Annotated in this window: 21 protein-coding genes and 1 pseudogene; 4 read left to right on the forward strand and 18 right to left on the reverse strand. The window is 39.3% G+C overall.

The genetic code is table 11. The annotated features are described in order from the left end of the window. Positions 1-48: 48 nt before the first annotated feature. From arfA to EDD59_RS03020, 10 genes are all read right to left on the reverse strand, one after another. The gene (arfA, locus tag EDD59_RS02985; RefSeq protein ID WP_132378731.1) at positions 49-1,557 is read right to left on the reverse strand and encodes an arabinosylfuranosidase ArfA; all 1,509 of its coding nucleotides are present in this window, start codon (positions 1,555-1,557) and stop codon (positions 49-51) included. A gap of 15 nt (positions 1,558-1,572) precedes the next feature. Next, entirely contained in the window at positions 1,573-2,418 is an 846-nt protein-coding gene (locus EDD59_RS02990) for a carbohydrate ABC transporter permease (RefSeq protein ID WP_132378733.1), read from the reverse strand. 1 nt (position 2,419) lies between these two features. Further along, positions 2,420-3,304, reverse strand: a complete 885-nt coding sequence (locus tag EDD59_RS02995) for a carbohydrate ABC transporter permease (RefSeq protein WP_132378735.1) — start codon at positions 3,302-3,304, stop codon at positions 2,420-2,422. Between the two features lie 78 nt (positions 3,305-3,382). After that, entirely contained in the window at positions 3,383-4,684 is a 1,302-nt protein-coding gene (locus tag EDD59_RS03000; RefSeq protein WP_165920845.1) for an extracellular solute-binding protein, read from the reverse strand. Between the two features lie 213 nt (positions 4,685-4,897). Continuing rightward, positions 4,898-5,035, reverse strand: a complete 138-nt coding sequence (locus EDD59_RS17675) for a hypothetical protein (RefSeq protein WP_165920846.1) — start codon at positions 5,033-5,035, stop codon at positions 4,898-4,900. Positions 5,036-5,108: 73 nt separating this feature from the next. Further along, positions 5,109-6,095 carry a hypothetical protein gene (locus EDD59_RS03005; protein WP_132378739.1) on the reverse strand — a complete coding sequence of 329 codons (987 nt, stop codon included), beginning with the start codon at positions 6,093-6,095 and terminating at the stop codon, positions 5,109-5,111. A 31-nt stretch (positions 6,096-6,126) separates the two neighbouring features. Then, positions 6,127-6,870 carry an IS1096 element passenger TnpR family protein gene (locus EDD59_RS03010; RefSeq protein WP_132378741.1) on the reverse strand — a complete coding sequence of 248 codons (744 nt, stop codon included), beginning with the start codon at positions 6,868-6,870 and terminating at the stop codon, positions 6,127-6,129. Between the two features lie 72 nt (positions 6,871-6,942). Then, positions 6,943-7,074 carry a hypothetical protein gene (locus EDD59_RS18265; RefSeq protein WP_279233319.1) on the reverse strand — a complete coding sequence of 44 codons (132 nt, stop codon included), beginning with the start codon at positions 7,072-7,074 and terminating at the stop codon, positions 6,943-6,945. 126 nt (positions 7,075-7,200) lie between these two features. Next, on the reverse strand, positions 7,201-8,466 hold the full coding sequence (locus EDD59_RS03015; RefSeq protein WP_132378743.1) for an ATP-binding protein: 1,266 nt from the start codon (positions 8,464-8,466) through the stop codon (positions 7,201-7,203). 408 nt (positions 8,467-8,874) lie between these two features. Beyond that, positions 8,875-9,345, reverse strand: a complete 471-nt coding sequence (locus EDD59_RS03020; RefSeq protein ID WP_132378745.1) for a phage terminase small subunit P27 family — start codon at positions 9,343-9,345, stop codon at positions 8,875-8,877. Between the two features lie 117 nt (positions 9,346-9,462). Between EDD59_RS03020 and EDD59_RS18545 the strand changes: the two genes are divergently transcribed. Beyond that, a complete protein-coding gene (locus tag EDD59_RS18545; RefSeq protein ID WP_243117326.1) occupies positions 9,463-9,864 on the forward strand; it encodes a PBECR4 domain-containing protein in 402 nt (133 codons plus the stop codon). Here the strand turns inward: EDD59_RS18545 and EDD59_RS03030 are convergent. The 7 genes from EDD59_RS03030 to EDD59_RS03060 all read right to left on the reverse strand — a co-directional run bounded on the left by EDD59_RS03030 (position 9,761) and on the right by EDD59_RS03060 (position 15,936). After that, a complete protein-coding gene (locus EDD59_RS03030; RefSeq protein WP_132378747.1) occupies positions 9,761-12,292 on the reverse strand; it encodes a DEAD/DEAH box helicase family protein in 2,532 nt (843 codons plus the stop codon). The two genes, EDD59_RS18545 and EDD59_RS03030, sit on opposite strands and share 104 nt — an antisense overlap. Further along, positions 12,262-12,846, reverse strand: a complete 585-nt coding sequence (locus tag EDD59_RS03035) for a class I SAM-dependent methyltransferase (protein WP_132378749.1) — start codon at positions 12,844-12,846, stop codon at positions 12,262-12,264. Before EDD59_RS03035 ends, EDD59_RS03030 begins: the two co-directional genes overlap by 31 nt. 85 nt (positions 12,847-12,931) lie before the next feature. Beyond that, entirely contained in the window at positions 12,932-13,126 is a 195-nt protein-coding gene (locus tag EDD59_RS03040; protein WP_132378751.1) for a MerR family DNA-binding transcriptional regulator, read from the reverse strand. Next, positions 13,110-13,760 carry a type II toxin-antitoxin system HipA family toxin gene (locus EDD59_RS03045; RefSeq protein WP_243117327.1) on the reverse strand — a complete coding sequence of 217 codons (651 nt, stop codon included), beginning with the start codon at positions 13,758-13,760 and terminating at the stop codon, positions 13,110-13,112. Before EDD59_RS03045 ends, EDD59_RS03040 begins: the two co-directional genes overlap by 17 nt. A gap of 18 nt (positions 13,761-13,778) precedes the next feature. Continuing rightward, a complete protein-coding gene (locus EDD59_RS03050; protein ID WP_132378753.1) occupies positions 13,779-14,117 on the reverse strand; it encodes a helix-turn-helix domain-containing protein in 339 nt (112 codons plus the stop codon). A gap of 563 nt (positions 14,118-14,680) precedes the next feature. Then, positions 14,681-15,448, reverse strand: a complete 768-nt coding sequence (locus tag EDD59_RS03055) for a metallophosphoesterase (protein ID WP_132378755.1) — start codon at positions 15,446-15,448, stop codon at positions 14,681-14,683. Between the two features lie 17 nt (positions 15,449-15,465). Next, positions 15,466-15,936, reverse strand: coding sequence for a tyrosine-type recombinase/integrase (locus EDD59_RS03060; protein WP_330571858.1), 471 nt, complete (start codon positions 15,934-15,936; stop codon positions 15,466-15,468). Positions 15,937-16,299: 363 nt separating this feature from the next. On the opposite strand from EDD59_RS03060, the gene EDD59_RS03065 reads away from it, so the two are divergent. The 3 genes and pseudogenes from EDD59_RS03065 to EDD59_RS18715 all read left to right on the forward strand — a co-directional run. Continuing rightward, positions 16,300-16,836, forward strand: coding sequence for a helix-turn-helix domain-containing protein (locus tag EDD59_RS03065; protein ID WP_132378757.1), 537 nt, complete (start codon positions 16,300-16,302; stop codon positions 16,834-16,836). 9 nt (positions 16,837-16,845) lie between these two features. Beyond that, positions 16,846-17,334: a hypothetical protein gene (locus EDD59_RS03070; RefSeq protein ID WP_132378759.1), complete on the forward strand. Its 489-nt coding sequence runs from the start codon at positions 16,846-16,848 to the stop codon at positions 17,332-17,334. Positions 17,335-17,530: 196 nt separating this feature from the next. Next, positions 17,531-17,878 (forward strand): annotated as a pseudogene (locus tag EDD59_RS18715) (IS30 family transposase); the annotation flags it as partial. A gap of 396 nt (positions 17,879-18,274) precedes the next feature. On the opposite strand, the gene EDD59_RS03075 reads toward EDD59_RS18715, so the two are convergent. Further along, a complete protein-coding gene (locus EDD59_RS03075) occupies positions 18,275-18,676 on the reverse strand; it encodes a helix-turn-helix transcriptional regulator (RefSeq protein ID WP_456299101.1) in 402 nt (133 codons plus the stop codon). Positions 18,677-18,901: the final 225 nt, after the last annotated feature.

The raw sequence follows: 18,901 nt of genomic DNA on the forward strand, positions 1-18,901 counted from the left end.
TACCAGGCAACGAAGGTCAATTTTAAAACGTCTGCATCTTCCTGTTTCTTACACTTTCAGCCGCAGCACATTGAATGACAATGGTTCCAGCTGCGTAATACATAATCCGTCTTGCAGCACTACATTATCATTGGGTTTTGGAACTACCGCATTATGGTTCTTCTCATTCGTCATCTTTTTGTCCCCGGCAGTCATGCTTATGCATTCCCTGATTCCTTTTATTTCAAAATCCGGCAGTTGTATCTCCATTTCCATCTCTTCTTCCTCATTGCGGTTTACTGCAAAAACAACAACCTCATTTCTCTCTTTATTCCATACAACGATATGGTCAATATATGGTACGTTTGAAAATTCCTCACAATCATAGGCCGGTCCCTCCCAGGCACTGGAAAGCACCAGACCCCTTGCATAATTTGCAAAGTAAAAAAATGGGTAATAAATCGTCTGCAGCCACAGACCTCCATTTTTTTCTGTCATAATGCATGCACTCACATTTGTAAGCAGGGATTGGCACGCGATTTTAATCACATCTGCGTTTCGAAGCATTACCATCTGCATTCCTGCGAAAAGGAGAGCATCCTCCAGTGTATAGATCTGTTCACTGATCGCAGGCGCAGCCATCCACGGTTCTGCTTCTATTTCTCTATTCACAGCGTTTCCCGGAACCGCCCAGACTCCCCATTCATCCACGCTGAACTTCATTTCTTTTTTAGAGTGCTTCTTTTGTTTGACAACCTGAGCCACTGAACGTATTGTCCTGATATATTCTTCCATGTCCAGAGTCTGCGCGAGAAACCTCTTTGTTCCCTTATCCTGCCCCGCATAATACTGGTGAAGTGCAAGATAATCCGCAACATCGTATACTTGCTCCAATACTTCTATGTCCCACTGGGGATATGTAGGCATAGTGGATAGGGAACTTCCACAGACAGTCAATTCAATCTGGGGATCAATCAACTTCATGACCTTCGCGGCTTCTGCGGCCAGTTTCCCGTATTCTTCCGCCGTTTTATGGCCAATCTGCCACTTGCCGTCCATTTCATTTCCCAGACACCACATTTTAACTCCATATGGCTCCTCAACCCCATGTTCTCTTCGCATATCGCTGTATTTGGTTCCTCTCGGGAAATTGCAGTATTCTACATAATGTGCAGCATTTTCAATGCCTTTCGTTCCAAGATTCACAGTAAGAATCGGCTGCACACCAACCTTCCTGGCCCATTTCATAAACTCATTGGTCCCAAATTCATTGGTCTCTATTGACCTCCAGGCAAGTTCCAGCTTACGGGGACGTTTCTCCTTCGGTCCGACACCGTCTTCCCAGTTGTAAGCTGAAACAAAGTTTCCTCCCGGATAGCGCACAGCGGTTACATTCATCTCTTTTACTTTTCCCAGTACATCCCTGCGGAATCCTTCTTCATCCGAGATTGCATTTTCCGGCTCATAGATTCCCGTATAAATAACCCTGCCCATGTGTTCCAGAAACGAACCGAAAAGGCGGGGATCTATTTCGCCCACTATAAATTTTTTATTACACACAACCTTCGTTTTTTTCATATGCGATATATCTCCTTAGCCTTTCAGTCCTCCGCTGCTCATTCCTTCAACAAAATATCTCTGTCCGAATATGTATAATACAAACATTGGGATCAATGAAATCAGCGCACCGGCAAAGGCCGCACCGTATTCAATCGTATTTTGCCCAATGAACAAAGCAAGTCCATTTGCCAGCGTCCGCATTTTTGTGCTGCTTGTCACAATCATCGGCCACAGTAAATCATTCCAGGAACCATTGACACTTAAAATAATAAGTGTAATCACTGCAGGTTTGACCTGGGGCATCATGATCTTCCAGAATATCCCATACTCTGAGAGTCCATCAATCCTGGCAGCCTCTGCCATCTCTTTGGGAATCCCCGTAAATGCAGCGCGCATCATAAAAATGGATCCGGCAACTGCTGCCCTCGGTATAATCAGCCCCCAGTAAGAATCATACATCCCCATTTTGTAAACGACCAGAAACAACGGCACCATAATAACCTGAAATGGCACCATCATGGTTGCCAATGTTATTAAAAACATTGCTGTCTTTCCCCTAAAATCATAAAAAGCATACGCATACCCGGCCATACAATTTACCACAACCGCGAGTGCTGTCGTTCCCCCTGCGTATATAATAGAATTGATAACATACCTAATAATATCAATTCGGACCTGTACATCTGAAAAGTTCTGAAGTGTAAACGAGTCTGGAATAAATGTCGGAGGCCATGATATGATCTCTTTTTCCGGCTTGAAGGCACTAAACGTCATCCAGACTACAGGTATTAACACCAGTAATGCCAGAATGACCAGTACCAGTGCAACGGGTATTTGTATTACTATATCTTTAATTTTTATAGTTTTTTTCCTGTTCATGTTATTCCTCCTTATTCATCCTGTGATACATCAATACGGTAATAAACATGATGATTATGAACAAAACCACAGACATGGCGGAAGCATATCCCATACTTGAATTTGAGGAAAATGCCCTGGAATAAATATAACTTACAGTTGATTCAGTCGTATAATTTGGGCCGCCATTCGTAGTGACATAAATAATATCAAAAATCTGCAGGGCACCCGCAAATCTGGTCATCAAAATATACCAGAATGTCGGCTGGATTGACGGCACGGTAATGTGAATGAACTGTCTGATTTTTCCTGCGCCGTCCATTTCAGCGGCCTCAAATAGAGAAGGTGATACCTGTTGAATAGCTGTCACATATATGATGGCCGAAATACCAAAACTCCTCCAAATTGATATAAACGAAACCACATATATCGTCAGACCGGGCGTATTCATAAAGTTTATTTTTCCAAGCCCCATAGACTGCATTGCTGCTGTAATAAATCCGATATTAGAATGTAGAATCATTCTCCACATAATACCTATTACAGTCGCAGAACATATAACCGGCAGAAAATATACCGCACGGAGAAACTTATTCCTTTTGTTGTTCTTGCTGATTAAAGCCGCAACAATCAGCGAGCCCAAAACCTGAATCGGCACTTCCAGCCCCGTGAATATTGCTGTGACCTTCAAACTATTAAGGAAACGGGAGTCATGAAAAGCTTCCACAAAATTATTCCAGCCAATAAACTTAGCAGTATTCATTGTAATCGGCACATCAAAAAAGCTTAACCCAAAAGCCATAATAAGTGGAATAACACTAAACAATATCAGCAAAATAATTGATGGTGCAACAAAAACGTATGCACTTCTGGAGGGTTTGTTCCAGTACTTTCTTACTCTTTCCATTTTATCCTCCAACTTTTTTATTTAAACAGGCGGCTCCTTTTGGCCGCCTGTTCCTTCCAAATCAACAGCATATACCGGTTATTTGTTATAATCTTCCACAATTTTGTCTGCCGATGACTGCGCTTTTTCCAGTGCAGCATCAACTGATGCATTGCCAAATGCAACCGCATTGATCATTTCTGGAATTACATCTGTAAGTACCGCATTGATGCCCGGAAAATTGGAATCTGTGATAAAATCAGTCGGCGCCTCTGGATCAGCAGAAGACATTACACTCAATTTCTCGTTTTCTTTGTATTCATCCTTGTCCTGCACAGAATAAGTATATGCCGGGAATCCATTTGTAAGTGACCATTCCAGGGCAGGACTGCTTCCGTCATCATTTTCGGTGTTCCACCATTCAATAAATTTATAAGCGGCTTCTTTTTCTTCATCACTGGCTGCCGTCGTGATCGCAAAGCCGATTACTTCTACCGAATTCATGTCACCCGCATCGCCCTGTGGTATCAGTCCGATTCCATAATTTACTCCCGCCGTATCAAGCCCTGCTGTAACCCATGGTCCTCCGGCAGTCATACCAATCTGTCCTGCACTTGCCATGGAATCCGTATCCGCCTCAACTGGATTGTCTCCCTTATCGGCCATTGCTTTGTACATATTCAGAAATTTTTCATATCCCGCATTACCGGCAAAATTTGCTTTCCACTTTCCATTGTCGTCTGTAACTGCAAGCCCTCCGAACCTCTGCATAATATGTGCGATCTGATATGCATAATCGTAAGAAATTCCTGAGCCATATACGTTTTTGCTTTCATCTGTCAGTTTCCCCGCCCATTCCTGCCACTCATTCCATGTAGCCGGCGGCGTATCCGGATCCAGTCCTGCCGCTTCAAATAAATCTTTGTTCCAGTACATATAATAGCCAACAATCTGAAATGGCACAAAATACAGAGAATCACCATCTGAACAATAATCCAGATAAGACTGAATAAAATCAGCTTTATCCAGATCTGTTTTATCAAACACATCACTGACATCCTGCAGATAATCACCATATGTAAACCGATAAGCACTTGAACTCAGCATCATTGTCGGGCCCTCCCCGGCCGCAAATGCTGTTGACAGCTGACTATCAAAATCAGCTGAAATATCCATATCAACTGTGATCCCGTCTTTATTTTCCTTATTGAACTTATCAACCATTTCTACCAGCATATCGCCATCTGCACCGGTAAAACTATTCCAGAACGTTATTGTTGTTCCTTTGGCTTTTCCTGATTCCTTCGTATCCTCTTTACCATCCGAACCGCCACATGCTGCCAGTGACGCTGCCAGTATCACAGACAATCCCACCGCTGTAATTCTCTTCAGCTTTTTCATCTCCAAATCCCTTTCTATTAATTTGGTAAATACATTGCTTCGTCAAGTCAATGTATTTACTGTTTCCAGTTATGTACACGTGTACCTATATTATTTATACTCATAATATTCCTCCAGCTCAATAAAGTCAATTATTTTTTGTATTTTAGTAAATGTGCTATATTTATAATTGTATTTTTTGTATATTATTATTGTTATCTTTTTTATTTATCCTTATTTTAATATTTCATATATGTTCTCGTGTACATTTTTGATTTTTCTGAATATTATTTTACCGAAGCCCCTCAAATCAATCCAAATGGAATCCCTCCTTGGTTTCTTTGGCATCTGCTTCACCTCAATTCTTTGCATAAAGACAGCCCTGCAGATTTCTCAACAAGGCTGTCTCTGTCATTCACTTTTGACAATACTCTTTCTTTAAACTTTAAGTGGATGTTTTCCCCTTACTGCGTTCCCCATACTGTTGGACTAATTTTTCCCGCGGTTTTATTTTTTTAACAATACCGTATTTATAGATATCTATCCATAAATCTTCTTCGCCCATCCAATCTGCCAGCTCCAGAGCGCGATATAAAACAATCTCTTTATCCATCTCCTGACAAAATTCAAAATAATAACTGACGCCTTCTTCCGGCTCAGCCAACGATATGTATGTTATCAGAATCATATCGCAAAGGTTATTCACCGCTTCATCTAATCTATAGCGCCTGTTGTCATACTTTTTCAGAGCCGACTGCTTTTTAATATTTTCACTTACAAGCTTTTTAGCCTCTTCTATCGCCATATATTTTACATCTGCCGTATTCAGCTCTGAAAGAAGTGCCATTTGCTGTTCGATATGCAGTGAATCCATACTCAGTCCTCCCGTTGATGCAGCCAGGACTAATGCTGCTATGTTTTCTCTTGAATATCCGGCTGCAAATGTCTTCTTTACCAATATATGAAATAGCTCTGTCTGCGACCAGCCGATAGAGCGGAAAGCGTCGTCTGTAGAAAAATAATAATAGCGGCAGGCTTCGCATATCAGATGATATAAATCTGTAAACAGCTTCACCATCCTTGGATAAAATTCACTCTCCGTCTGAACTTTTTCTAATTGCTTAATATATCCTTTCACCAAAAAACGCCATTTCGGACGTTGATTCTTAGGAATAACGCGGTTCGGAGCAAAGTAATTCTGTGCGTACGCATTTTTGAGGAATACCGTGATCTGTTTCTCCACTTCTTCAAAATTAACCGTTTTCTGTTTTACATCCGTCTGTTTTTCTTTTCCCTCCAAAATACTCGCTATTAATAAGTCCACTTCTTCCTTCTGGTGCTTAGAAAATTGCTTGTAGCTTTCTACAAATGTTTTTTCCAATAACGTTCTGTCAGCAGTTTTTATTAAATCTCTTAACTCTTGTACCTTCATACTTTTCCTTCCCGGCACTGTTCCCATAGATTTATTTGCTATTTTTCAGCGTCTCTTTGTCCAAATCCGACACAAATTGATCCGGATAAATATCACTTCCATTATAACCGCAGACTCCCACTCGGGGGGAATTACAGATATCGAGAAACATTTCTTCATCAAACTCAGACTTTTTTATGCAATCCTCACATAACAGTCCTTTTCCCGTCCAGTCATATTCCCCGCTGATAAACACAGCAGCTTTCTCACCGCATTCATCACATATAAACACAGGTGGATTATTTCTTGATAGAATTATCAACTTATCTTTCTGCCAGTACCCAGGCCTATGATTTACCACTGTTATCATTAATTCTGTGGTAGAGCCGAAGTCATACTCATATTCAATAGTCATTCCCTTCTCCAGAACAGACTTTAATTTATAATTCATACTTCTTGCAGGAATTCCCCAAAAAGAATCTGTATCAGGTTGTACATCGTACCTGATGCCGTCTATAGTAAACGCACTCAAATGCCCGCAGCACTCCAGCCATATGTCCCGTAAAAAGGAATCCACATCTTTCAATGTCGCTGTATCCCGAACTTCTATAAACATCCAATAATCTCTGTCGTATTTTGAATAAACCGCCAGTTGAAAATAACCACATCGTTTACTGCCTGTCTGCGCAGTCAATTGCTTTCGACGCTCTTCACAAGCTGATAAATGCCTGTTCATGTAACTCATTGTGTACTCTTTGCCGCAATATTTACATTTTCCCTTTGTTCTTTTAGCCATGTTATTTTCTCCTTTTACACTTTTTATACCTCTGTTGTTATAATAATAAACTTTACCGCCGTATTTGTCTATTCATTTTGTAGTCAGCCGAACCTGATGATAATAAGATTTGATCGTCAATCTGGTGTACTCCAGGCTTCTGTACCATATTGAGCCTCTGTAATAGGTTACCACATCCATACTACCAAGAATACTTTTAATCATAGAAAGCACCTCTTCTTGTATAAGATTTTGGTTTTGTCACTTAAATCCTAACACAGTTTGGTGCTTTCTTCTGTCTATTTTATTTTTCCTACAAAAACTTTACACTAGCTTTAACTTTCTCTTTTTCTACACATCCAACAAAAACTTATAAAGTGGAATCACTTCAATTTGAACTCCATCTTCTTCGATTAGCTCTTCTTCTTCATAAGTAACAATCACAAATCTCCCAGACTCTTTCACTTCTTTTGCAGTCCTAATCAGATTTCCTACCTCTCGAATTCTAGCTTCCCCTTGGACACTATACGCTACCTGAATTGCAGTACCGTTCTCCTGAATATAAAAGTCAACGTCAATTCCTGTCTTAGATGACCTAAAATAGTATAATCCTCTCAGGTAGCGACGATGAAGCATGGCTGCAACCATATTTTCCAGTAGCGCTGAATCCTTCTTGGTTAAAAACAGGTTTAAAAGACTATTATCATTAAAATAATATTTGGGAACGCTTTCCTTTCCCACAAATGCGGCCACATAATTCTGAATATGGAATATGAGATACGCATCTTCCGCGTAACTGACGTAATTAATTAGAGAATCTTTGCTGACTTTTATTCCGATAGAATTCACGATATTCTGCAGTTTTGTATAAGATACCTTATGCATTACAGTTTCTGCGATCTTCTTCATCAAGATTCTCATCGCGTCCGGATTTCGAATACTATTTCTTGCCACAATATCTCCAAGCAGAATCTTCTGATATATGTTTTCCACATACTCTCTCTTGGCCTGAAACAACAGTGATTCCGGAAATCCACCTTCATAGAAATAGCTTCCAAGAGCTGCACGAATTCTTCCATTAAGCTTCGTTGTTTGAATCGCCACCTCGTCATGCTGTACTTCCTTCGCAGTAAGATACTCTCTAAAATTATAAGGACTTATATATTTTGTAAAATACCTTCCTCCCAGGCGTGCCTCCATATCCTTGCTCAGCATCTGTGCATTGCTTCCAGTGATATAAACACGCTCCTTTGCATCGGCGATTCTCCTTGCAAAACTTTCCCAGCCTTCCACATTCTGAATCTCATCCAAGAAAAAATAAGATTTCTTTTCACTCATTTCACTAGCAACCAATAGGATATCGTTAAAGTCCTTTAACGTAAATTCTGATAAACGTTCATCTTCAAAATTAATATATATAATTTGATTCCACTCTGCTCCATCCGCTACCAGTTCTTTTGCAATTTTATATAGCAATGTTGACTTTCCCGCACGTCTGAGTCCCGTTAATACATAATTCCCATTTTTTTCAAATGTATATTCTCGATTTATAATCATGGAATCGCGTATAATTTGATGCTGGTCATATATAATCATTTTCAATATATCGCTGTTCATCTACATTCCTCCATTCATTCTAATTAATCTTGTTTTTGTTATGTCAAGTACATTCTACGCTAAAATATCATTTTTGTCTAGTATATTCGACAGCCTAATCAGTTTTCTATTTTCTATATTAGTCATACTACTATTTTTAATTCTATGCATTATTCCGACTTTTTAATCATTATATACCTATGGTTCGTTGGATATCTATGAACTGTCATTTCGAATTGTCTGATTTCCCATATCAGCCTCTTCTTATGAGTGCATTGTTACAAATCTCCCTGCCGATGAATTTCCGGCGGAACGTATTAAGCACGAATATAAAGTGAACTTTAGCGTCGCAGCTCATATTTGCAGAGTCTTTCTCTGGCTTATACCTCTTAAGCTTTGGATAATCCTTTGGTCTCGTTTCCTGAGCCATTAAGAATCACCCCCAAGCAATGCCTCCATCTCATCCTCAGTCTCTCTATTCTTGGTAGATCCAGCCACAATCCTTGATCTGGCTGAATGTGTCAATCCAAACTCGGATGCCGCCTGCATCATTAACTTCTGATTGGTATTGGCAATGCCAACCCATGGAGCCTGTTGCTGATATCCTTTATCCGTTTCAAAAGTAGACCATTCGGAATCAATATGTTCCTGGGCTTCCTTCCATCTGGTATAAGACTGACAGTAGGCAGCAAATGCAGCCCTGTCCACTTCCGTGAGTACCCCCATCTGATCCATCACTGCTGTCAGACGTTCCCACTCGGTCTTCGCCTCTGTCAACAACCATTCTGGACAGGTAGGAATACCTTTGCCCGGAATCGGCTCTTTCTTATTTATTTTTCGTTTTCCCGGATTACCTTCCAGCGTTTTCAGTGCTGTAGGCTTTGGTTTTCTTCCTGCCATTTGGAATCCCTCCTTCCATCAAAATTTATTTTTTCATTGTAATTTCATGTAAATCAGCATATAATATATTGAGTTTGAAAGAACTCCAAAAAGCTTTTAGCATCTTGACTATTACATATGAATTTATTAAAGCAATCTGCACTTGCATGGAAAGAAATAACAGAATACCGTTATTTACTCACATACGGCTATAAGAAAAAGCTTTATGCTATCAACCTTACCTTTTCACCAGAAGATTATCCACATCTTGCAGGGTTTCAGTATATGAAAGACATCTCTCTTCCAAACTTTACTTCTGCAAAGATAATTGACCGAATACTCGATGATAAGATAACCTTTGAAAAAATACAGGAAGCTGCTCAATATGAAGAAATGATTAAGCCCATTCTACATCAGATACCTATATATATTATCACTATAAAATATTTTCCGGCTTTACATACCTTCTCCGATAGTATTCCATCGTACGGTATTCCAATATGTCCTTCATATGTGCCGCAAATGCCGAATCATCCTTAACCTTCTCCAAATCATCCCGCATTGCAATTACATAGCCTTCTTTCCCAATAAAAAAGCCTTTTCCTGATGCCTTCAAAAACTTAATAGGCATTGTTTTGGCCTTATTCAGATGCTGTTTGTCGGACATTTTTTTATAATCATCATAAGTGATGCCATCCGAAAAATCTTTCCAATTTGTTCCAGTATTAAAAAAATCCTTCCAACTTTTTAATACCTCCTCATCCGTAACTGCAAGTCTTATCATTCCATGATTTAAAAATGCATAAAGAATTGGCATTTTATAAACTTTTTGCATATCCGTGGTCTCAATGACATTTAAGAACTCTCTGCCAATTCCACAATACAGCTTGTTCTCTTCTTCCGATAAGTCATCCATTTCACTTAAAAAATCCAAATATCTTCTAAAAGGATTTTCCTTTGCATGTTTAATACAATATTGGTAAAGGCCATCATCCATATATGTGAATAGTTCCATTCTCGTGGGTACTTTTCCACCCAGCATCTCTTTTATTCGATAGTATTCACGCCTTATTCTTTCTTTGACGGACATTAGCTTTTTATCCATCTCACGGAACAAATCAATCAGGCGCATATCAAAATCGACAATACAGTCATCCGGATATTCAATCTCTGTGTCAGCATATACTTTCTTCTCATGAAATGTTTTTTCGTCACTCAATAATAATCTTGCTGTACCCGCCTTTTCATAATTGCCGATAAAATCAAGAACGTTCAAATAGCTTTTTCCCTTATATGTTCGCAATCCACGCCCTAACTGCTGCAAAAATACAACCGGAGATTCCGTTGGCCTCAGAAACAGAACCATATCCAGGGAGGCAATGTCCAGTCCCTCATTAAACATATCTACCGAAAATATAACTCTTATCTCTTGATTTTTTAGTTTTTCAATTGCTTGATCTCTATTCCCTGAATATTCACCATCAGCATTACTGTATACTGCCACAGAGGGTATTCCACGTCGGCAGAACTCCCCTGCCATTTCTTCAGCATGCTGCCTGGAACAGCAAAACCCCATTGCCCGTTTAGAATGATATTTCATATAATATTTATAAATCAAATCATATCTCTTTTTACTGTTCGCTCCGCTTGTATAGATTTCTGTCAATTGCTGCTCATCATAACGCCCTTTCACAAGATGCACGCCTGAATAATCTGTTTCATCATAAATTCCATAATAATGAAACGGCACAAGCATTCCCTTATTAATCGCTTCTTTCAAGGAGATTTCATAAGGAACATTGTAATCACAAATTTCATATATATTTTTGCCGTCCATCCTTTCCGGTGTTGCTGTCAGCCCTAGTAAAAATTTTGGCCTAAAATAATTGACAATCCTCATATATTGATCATTTACTGCATGATGGAACTCATCAATCACAACATAATCAAAATATCCGGGAGAAAAGTATTCATCTGTCAAATACTCTTTTCTTCCCAGGGATGCAACTGATGCAAAGATCACAGATTTATCTGTATCCTTCCTTTTTCCCTCAAAGAAACCATAATCCTTCGAATGACGTACATTTTTAAATGATACTGCTGCCTGTTTTAATATTTCCTCCCGATGCGCAACAAACAGTACTCTATCATAGTTTGCAGAATCAAATGCCGCCAGATATGTTTTACCTACACCGGTTGCCGCCTGCACCAGCCCTTTCGTTGCCCCCTCTGCCCGGCTATCCTCCAGGGCATACAGTGCTTCAATTTGTGCCCCTCTCGGCCGAAACAATACTTCCACGTTTGTGTCAGAATTTTCTTCTGCGTCATCATACCTTGCCAGATCTTTCGATACCGCCGGCTTATGCCAATTTTTTGAATACCTGTTTAATTCCTTATCATCAATGATTATGGAATGATGATAAAACAAATCTTCAAAAGTATCATAAAACAAGCCAAAATTTCTTTCATCGGTTTCACTGCTAAACCTGTAATTCCATTCAATTCCTGATGTCAGCGCACTTCTTGATAGATTAGAAGACCCTATATATATTTCATTTGAATTTTCATAATGAAATATATAAGACTTTGGGTGAAACGACCTTGCCTTATCATTATAAAAGCGTAAATCCACATAATCACCTAAGTCCTTTTTAATCAGATACAACGCAGACGGTTGTGTAATTCCAAGATAATTCCCCGTCAAAATCCGAACTGCAGCGCCCCGATCCAATGCCGATTTTAAATCCTTCAAAATCATGCGAACTCCAGATTCCATAAGAAAAGATACGATAATATCTATCTTTTTTGCTTTCCTCATACTCATTTTAAGTTGATAGTATAAAAACCTGCTTTGGTTACTATCTCCAGTCATTACATCTGTTGTCTCTGTCAGTATAGGATTTAATTGAATTTCTTTTTCCAGTTCTGCTTCATCTTTTACATCTTCCTCAGAATTGAGTTGAGCCATTTTTCTTCACTCCTTCCAGAACGAACATCCGATGTAATCCATTGTTCCTCTACTGCTAAATTCTTGATACCTTGCAGCATTTCTTCGAAAGATTCTTCTGTCATATCCGTAAAATACCTCCCATTTCTTTCTCCCTCGAAAGTTCCATACTTAAAAGAAGTATATAGGACGCCCCGCGGTTTTAAAGCCTTTTCTATCTTCTCAAGAACTTGTTTCAGCTCCTGATATGGCAAATGCAAAATAGATGAACATGCCCAGACAGCATCATAGATATTAACATCTGATAACTCCTGAAACATCATTTGATTTACTGTAAGTCCTGTATATTCACTTGCAAGCCTGCACAATTCCGCTGAACCGTCTATTGCTGTCACATGGTATCCATGCTCCATAAAATATTTAGCATCACGGCCAGAGCCACAACCAAAATCAAGAATCTCAACACCTGGTATTAAATACGATAAAAACTTGGCCTGAATAGACTGGAAATCTGCTGAAACAGTATTGGCAATAAAATCATGTGCGTGTTCGTTATAATAATCTAATGTGCTCATTGTATAATTTTCCTCGAATCAAATCACGCATGAGATGCGTGATAGCCTTTTCTGATATTAAGATTTAGGGATTAATGACAAACAGTTACGATAAAACTGGATTGCAGCCAAAGTCACCAAAACAAAAAGGAATTATAAATTCAAGATCATCGTCTTCAAATATGTAATACCCTGATCTTTTTTTCTGCAAATCCGGCAGCAATCCTTCCTTTTCATAATAACGCAATGTAGGAATCGGTATATTTGTTAGTTTGGAAACTTTCTTAATAGTATAACTCATCTACATATATTCGACATTCGCTCATTGTTATTCCACAAGACTTTGTCATAAGGTAATATGCATATTCTATTAAGGTGTACTCCGGCTTATCTTCAATTCCATGATCACCATTTTTTGAAACATTATCAAATTTCATTAACCAGTAATCATATCCGGGACCCAGTTGTATTTGTCCGGATCTCACTTCATTGGTATCCTCATTCCATGCGATAAGTGCCTTCGCCCTGGCACCGCCTGCAGAACTTCCAACCTGTACCAGCTGTGAATACGTAAGACTGTCATTTGCCTTTAAAGAAATACTTTCTCTGTTGCTCAAAACATCAGACGCAAACTTTACCATTTCCCGTACGTTAATATTCTCATCGATATCCCTAATATCCGAACTTGCAGGAACAAATTCAAGTGCACCCATTCCACGCTTTCCGGTATAACACAATCTGTCTATTGCCGTAAAATCCGATAGAGATTTTCCAAGTGACATCAGCCATTGTTCTATAACTGCATTACCAAATCTGTCCGGCAATGAATCCGCTACCAACCCCGGCATTCCATAAAATGGTTCGCCAATTAATCCTGGAAATTCGTATATGCTTTTGAAATATCTTGATGAATAATCCCTATTCTCGTTCCCCATAAAAATACTTCCGCTGTATCATTCATTCTTCATCCCCCCACACTTAAAGTCATTTTTTGTGGTCCTTTTTCTTACACGCTGTGGCTTGCTTTCTGCTTTTTCCAAATAATAAGAAGGTCTCTTGGTTTGATCCGGAACAAGCAATTCAATATTATCTCCAAGCCCTAACGCCAGAAGGATTTTGAACAAATTGTCTACCTGTACAGATTCCCCTTGTTCTAATCTGGATATGCTTCTCTTTGAAACTCCCGATTTATCCTCCAGATCCTGCTGTGACATTTCATTCATTATCCTATATATTTTTACCTTCTGTCCTAATTCTCTAATATATTCCTGATAACCTTTTTGAATTTTCATATCATCACGCCATTTCTGTCTTTTTATTATCTATATTATATATTAACGCGCCATTATTGTCTAGTCATATATTTCGCAACTTAAACTTAAACCGGAGCTTAAACCGGTAAGTCAAGTATATTATTCCCCAACTCACACAAATAATCCGACAAGCATTACACTCGTCGGACTAATTCTATGCCTTTGCAATTTTGTCCTGAATCTTCTTTACAAGTAAATCTCTTTCATCAAGAGCCTGCGTTACTAACATATTCTCTGCCACTTGCTTCTCCTCCTAATCCTTCAATAAATAATCGTTATTTAATACCTTCATTGACAATGGCCCTTCACCTCTCTTAAAACAATCTCATTGAAATCATTTTAAGAGAGGAAATCCATTTTGTCATTGTACTGCTAGTATAAAATGCTACTGTTCATCCATAGTTTTTAGTATATCTTCTGTTCCCGGCAAAATCTTATACGCCTATTTCCGCATAACATTCATTCCTCCGTTACTTTTCTTCATTTATGTTTATTAAACCAGTTGAAAACTTTGAATAGCCAGTCTGAAAAGCTTCACTTTATTATTGCACCCGGATGATCTGCTCATACAAAAGCAAATCCTTGTCATTCACCGCGCGATTCACATGCATATGTCCGGAGAACATTTTCTTATATTCCGTATTGATTCGAATCTCCTCTAAATATCTGGTCAGCACATCCTGCTCATAGGTTCCGCCGCCGAGTATTGCGATTTCACTTGCTGTTGGGCTGTGCGTTAGTATAAAATCAACCTTTTTGCCGTATTTTGAAAGGTTATCAATTCCGTTTTTCATTTCCACTTCGGTGGGAAGCTCAGCCTCCCACCAGGACTTATTCCTTATGCGGAACATGGACTTACCTTCTTTTTCAAGTTTCTTTGCCTTTTCACGCCAGTTCTTATCATTGCCCTCAATAATACCATCTGAAATATCATGACTGGACGCTCCGCCAAACGCAAAAAATGTTAAACCATTTAGCGTAAATATTTCGCCCCTCATTAGATGATATACCTTAGAACTGATCCGATGAACCTTTCCACCGGCAAGCTCTGATACCGGATATGCATTTAATCTGTCGAAATTCTCATGGTTTCCATCGATAAACAAGGTGGTAAAGGGCTTCTTATCCAGCCAGTCAAGCCAATATTTCTCCGTTCTGCTTTGCCTCTCTTCCCACACTAATCCAAAATCCCCGAGTACAATGCAATAGTGTTCTTCACTTTTATCCGCTGCCATATCCCTTTGTTCTTCAAAAGCATCCATTGAAAAACGAACAGGATTCCCATGAATATCCCCAGTAATAAATATCACCCTTTATCGCCTCTTTTCTACTTCACCATAATCTTACCGTTTAAGGTTGCAAATACTTCCTGCTTCTTCTCCTGCGTACATTCTGCATAGATATCCATCGTTGTCTGGATATCAGCGTGACCCATAACAGACTGGATTACCTTCAGATTGGATCCGTTCTCACAAAGTCTGGTACAGAAAGTATGTCTCAGATTATGAGCTGAAAAATGCGGCAGTAATAACGTGTTACGTCCTTCCTTTTTTGCATCCGCTTCTTCCTTCTCATTGTAATCCTCATAAATGCGCTTAATTGCGCGATTTACGGATTCCGGAGTATAGACATTACCCTCGCCGGTAGAAAACACAAAATTCTTAAAACCATCAATCTCATTGGTACCAAAGCCCAAAACCTTCTGAATCTGATACTCTTCCAAAAATGCATCATACACCTCATCAATCATAGGAATCGTTCTTTCACCAGCTTCCGTCTTCGGCGTGGAAATATGCACAACACATTGTTTTTGCTAAGTTCAAGTGTCTAAAATCGGATTTACTTGCTTGTCTCTGAGATGACCGCTATACTGTCATTAGCACAGTATAGAAAAGGAAATATCCCAGAGCACCTTCCTAGCGAGACGTGTACCCTGGGATCACGGTTTTACAACCATGGTCATTATAACAGACTACACGACAACCTACAATGAGAAACAAGATATTTTTAGTGAAACCTGAATTACATTTTTAAATCCTACTTCTTTTAAGCAATGTAGAGTTTAGTCTTGTACAAGTAGATTTTACCCTTGCGTACAATCAGTGGAGGACGTATAGTTTCTATTAGTTGCCTGTCCTGGTGGCGGTGGAAGGAGGCTGTTATGTCTAAATTAATACCAGGAAATCATAAGCATCTTACCCTTGAAGACCGCACCTTTATTGAAGAATCTCTTGATGAAGGAAAATCTTTTAGGGCAATCTCCAAATACTTGTGCAAAGATCCCTCTTCTATCTCTGATGAAGTACATAAAAACAGGATCCCCAATACTTGGAACAGAGGAAGTTTTAATAATCCCTATAACTTCTGTCTTCACAGGTTTCGTTGTAAGAAAGTCAATGCCTGTAAGAAACTCACTCTATGTGATAGAGCATGCCGCTCTTGCCATATCTGCAATAAGGTGTGTCACAACTTTGAACGTAAACAATGCAAGCAGATTGAAAGAGCTCCTTATGTCTGCAACAGCTGTGAAAAACAGAGAAACAAATGTCCGATATCTACAAAATATAATTACGATGCCAAAGCCGCTCAAAGAATGTATCTCGAACGCCTGGCCTCCTCTCGTGAGGGTATCAATCTCACGAAGAAAGAACTACACGCAATTGATGCTGTAGTCAAGCCTTTGAGCACGCAGGGATAATCACCATACATGATTATTGCCAATCATCCTGAACTTGGAATCTCTGTAAACACGTTATACAACTACATTAACCAGGGCATACTTCTGACAAGAAATATCGACCTGAAACGCAAGGTAAAATTCAAACCCCGTAAGGTTCATAAAACACAAATCAAAGACAGGTCTGTATTTGTAGGCCCAACCTATAATGACTTTAAAGCATCTCATTGTGATGAACTGGACTTCTGGGAGATGGATACCGTTAAATCTGCTCAGGGGTCAAAAAAGTGCATTCTTACACTCTATTTCCCTGAAACCGAGTTGCTTTGGGCTCATCTTCTTTATCGATGCACTCCAGGTGCTGTAAAATCTGTCATAGATGAACTCCAGAAAAGGCTTGGCGATGGATATGATTTTGCATGTCTATTCCCCGTCATTTTAACGGATAGAGGGGAAGAGTGCAATTTGCGCCAGCTGGCGGTCGCTGATGCGTTGCGTAGCGGCCAATATAATAAATGAATTCTGGCATCAATGGCAGGGGCTAAAGCCGACGCAAAGCGTCCCATTGACACCACAATCCCTTTATTATTAAGGGTAATCAAGCAGACCTATGAGAAGGTCTGCTACGCAGGACATTTGATTTTTATTGACCGTTCATTACCGCCGACTAGCCGTTTGGCTCCGCCAAACCGACCGTTGGAGTTCGCTATTTGCAGAAGAGTTCGGAAATCCTGAAGGACTGGAAACATCTCCAGAAGGATTGACCCGGACAAGCATTTATTACTGTGATCCTATGAGGAGCAACCAGAAAGGGGAAATTGAAAATGTACACACCATGCTACGCATGATCATTCCTAAAGGAACCGTCTTTAACGATCTAACCCAGTGGGATGTTTGGAAATGTATAGATCACGTCAACAGTTCGCCTAGAAGGGCGCTTCATGGAAATACGCCATATTTGGAGTCCTATTCCCTGTTTGGCCCAGAAGTGATAAAAGCGCTGCAACTCCGGTACATAGCACCTGACGAAGTTGTGCTGACACCGAAGCTGCTTAAACGTTAACCATGTAAATTTACAAACCGCTACCACTTAGACAACTTTTACAAAAACGATAGCGACCTGTAGGAGTTAGTCTTGGAAATGCCGATTCCCAGAGGTCTGCTTAGCGTGTCTGAATTTTGGAGTTATTTATAAATTTAGACTTATTTTATCACAAAATAGGCTCATGTGGGGCAAAAACTTTTGCATTTACCATATTTTTTTAGGGTATGTAGAATTTACTCTTGCATACCGGGTTTACTTTTGTAATTCAGGATAATTTTCAAGTTTTTGGGTAAAAAGAAAAGCGGCTCCGCAACATGGAAACCGCAAGGTGCAGATAAATATCTGCTTAACTAAATGACATTGGAGTTTTTATACTCCATCAGGGCTGCAATTATTTTGACGTACTGTATGTTATCATTTTGATTTACCCTTGCGGTTTTTCCAGACATTGTACAAAATATCTTTAAGAACTAACATTGCATCTTGTTCATTAAATTGATAGTCCTGTTTCAATTCATCCAACATAATGTTGATTCTTTGGGCATAATTCGGGATATTCACTTCTGCCTGATATTTAAGAAGAATAGGGTACTTTTTGCCCCAAGCATTTGTCCAATCAATTTTTTCTTCTGTTTCCTCACTTGTTTTGTCGATAGCTTCCTGAATTTCCTTAATGTCAGTATCAAAATCAATCAGTTCATCTAAGGACACGTTATAAAGCACCGCCATTTTCTTAGATTGGCGAATATCCGGAACCGTTTCATCGGTTTCCCACTTTGAAACGGTCTGTCTGCTTACCCCTAATTTTTCCGCCACATCTTCCTGCGAAAGTCCACACTTTTTTCTTGCCTGAAATAAGCTGTTTCCTAAATTCATTGTATTTTCTCCCTTTTCAGTTTATGACTTAATTATAATATTTGATAAGGCTATTCTCCACCAATTAATGGTAAGCGATGAATAACACAGCGCATAGACTTTCCCCATCGCTTACATTTTTGTGAAAATTTTAAACAGTTAGGGCTGGATGATCTTCAACCGTTA

Source organism: Muricomes intestini (assembly GCF_004346165.1).
GTDB lineage: Bacteria > Bacillota > Clostridia > Lachnospirales > Lachnospiraceae > Muricomes > Muricomes intestini.

Excerpts from the sequence above, each read along its gene's own strand:
- EDD59_RS03065 (WP_132378757.1), top strand. The coding sequence starts at position 16,300 with ATGTCTAAATTAATACCAGGAAATCATAAGCATCTTACCCTTGAAGAC.
- EDD59_RS03030 (WP_132378747.1), bottom strand. The coding sequence starts at position 12,292 with ATGGCTCAACTCAATTCTGAGGAAGATGTAAAAGATGAAGCAGAACTG.
- arfA (WP_132378731.1), bottom strand. The coding sequence starts at position 1,557 with ATGAAAAAAACGAAGGTTGTGTGTAATAAAAAATTTATAGTGGGCGAA.
- EDD59_RS03005 (WP_132378739.1), bottom strand. The coding sequence starts at position 6,095 with ATGAAGGTACAAGAGTTAAGAGATTTAATAAAAACTGCTGACAGAACG.
- EDD59_RS02995 (WP_132378735.1), bottom strand. The coding sequence starts at position 3,304 with ATGGAAAGAGTAAGAAAGTACTGGAACAAACCCTCCAGAAGTGCATAC.
- EDD59_RS03000 (WP_165920845.1), bottom strand. The coding sequence starts at position 4,684 with ATGAAAAAGCTGAAGAGAATTACAGCGGTGGGATTGTCTGTGATACTG.
- EDD59_RS03045 (WP_243117327.1), bottom strand. The coding sequence starts at position 13,760 with ATGGGGAACGAGAATAGGGATTATTCATCAAGATATTTCAAAAGCATA.
- EDD59_RS03015 (WP_132378743.1), bottom strand. The coding sequence starts at position 8,466 with ATGAACAGCGATATATTGAAAATGATTATATATGACCAGCATCAAATT.
- EDD59_RS03050 (WP_132378753.1), bottom strand. The coding sequence starts at position 14,117 with ATGAAAATTCAAAAAGGTTATCAGGAATATATTAGAGAATTAGGACAG.
- EDD59_RS03010 (WP_132378741.1), bottom strand. The coding sequence starts at position 6,870 with ATGGCTAAAAGAACAAAGGGAAAATGTAAATATTGCGGCAAAGAGTAC.
- EDD59_RS03070 (WP_132378759.1), top strand. The coding sequence starts at position 16,846 with ATGATTATTGCCAATCATCCTGAACTTGGAATCTCTGTAAACACGTTA.
- EDD59_RS03035 (WP_132378749.1), bottom strand. The coding sequence starts at position 12,846 with ATGAGCACATTAGATTATTATAACGAACACGCACATGATTTTATTGCC.
- EDD59_RS03040 (WP_132378751.1), bottom strand. The coding sequence starts at position 13,126 with ATGAGTTATACTATTAAGAAAGTTTCCAAACTAACAAATATACCGATT.
- EDD59_RS17675 (WP_165920846.1), bottom strand. The coding sequence starts at position 5,035 with ATGCAAAGAATTGAGGTGAAGCAGATGCCAAAGAAACCAAGGAGGGAT.
- EDD59_RS02990 (WP_132378733.1), bottom strand. The coding sequence starts at position 2,418 with ATGAACAGGAAAAAAACTATAAAAATTAAAGATATAGTAATACAAATA.
- EDD59_RS18545 (WP_243117326.1), top strand. The coding sequence starts at position 9,463 with ATGAATTTATTAAAGCAATCTGCACTTGCATGGAAAGAAATAACAGAA.
- EDD59_RS18265 (WP_279233319.1), bottom strand. The coding sequence starts at position 7,074 with ATGATTAAAAGTATTCTTGGTAGTATGGATGTGGTAACCTATTACAGA.
- EDD59_RS03020 (WP_132378745.1), bottom strand. The coding sequence starts at position 9,345 with ATGGCAGGAAGAAAACCAAAGCCTACAGCACTGAAAACGCTGGAAGGT.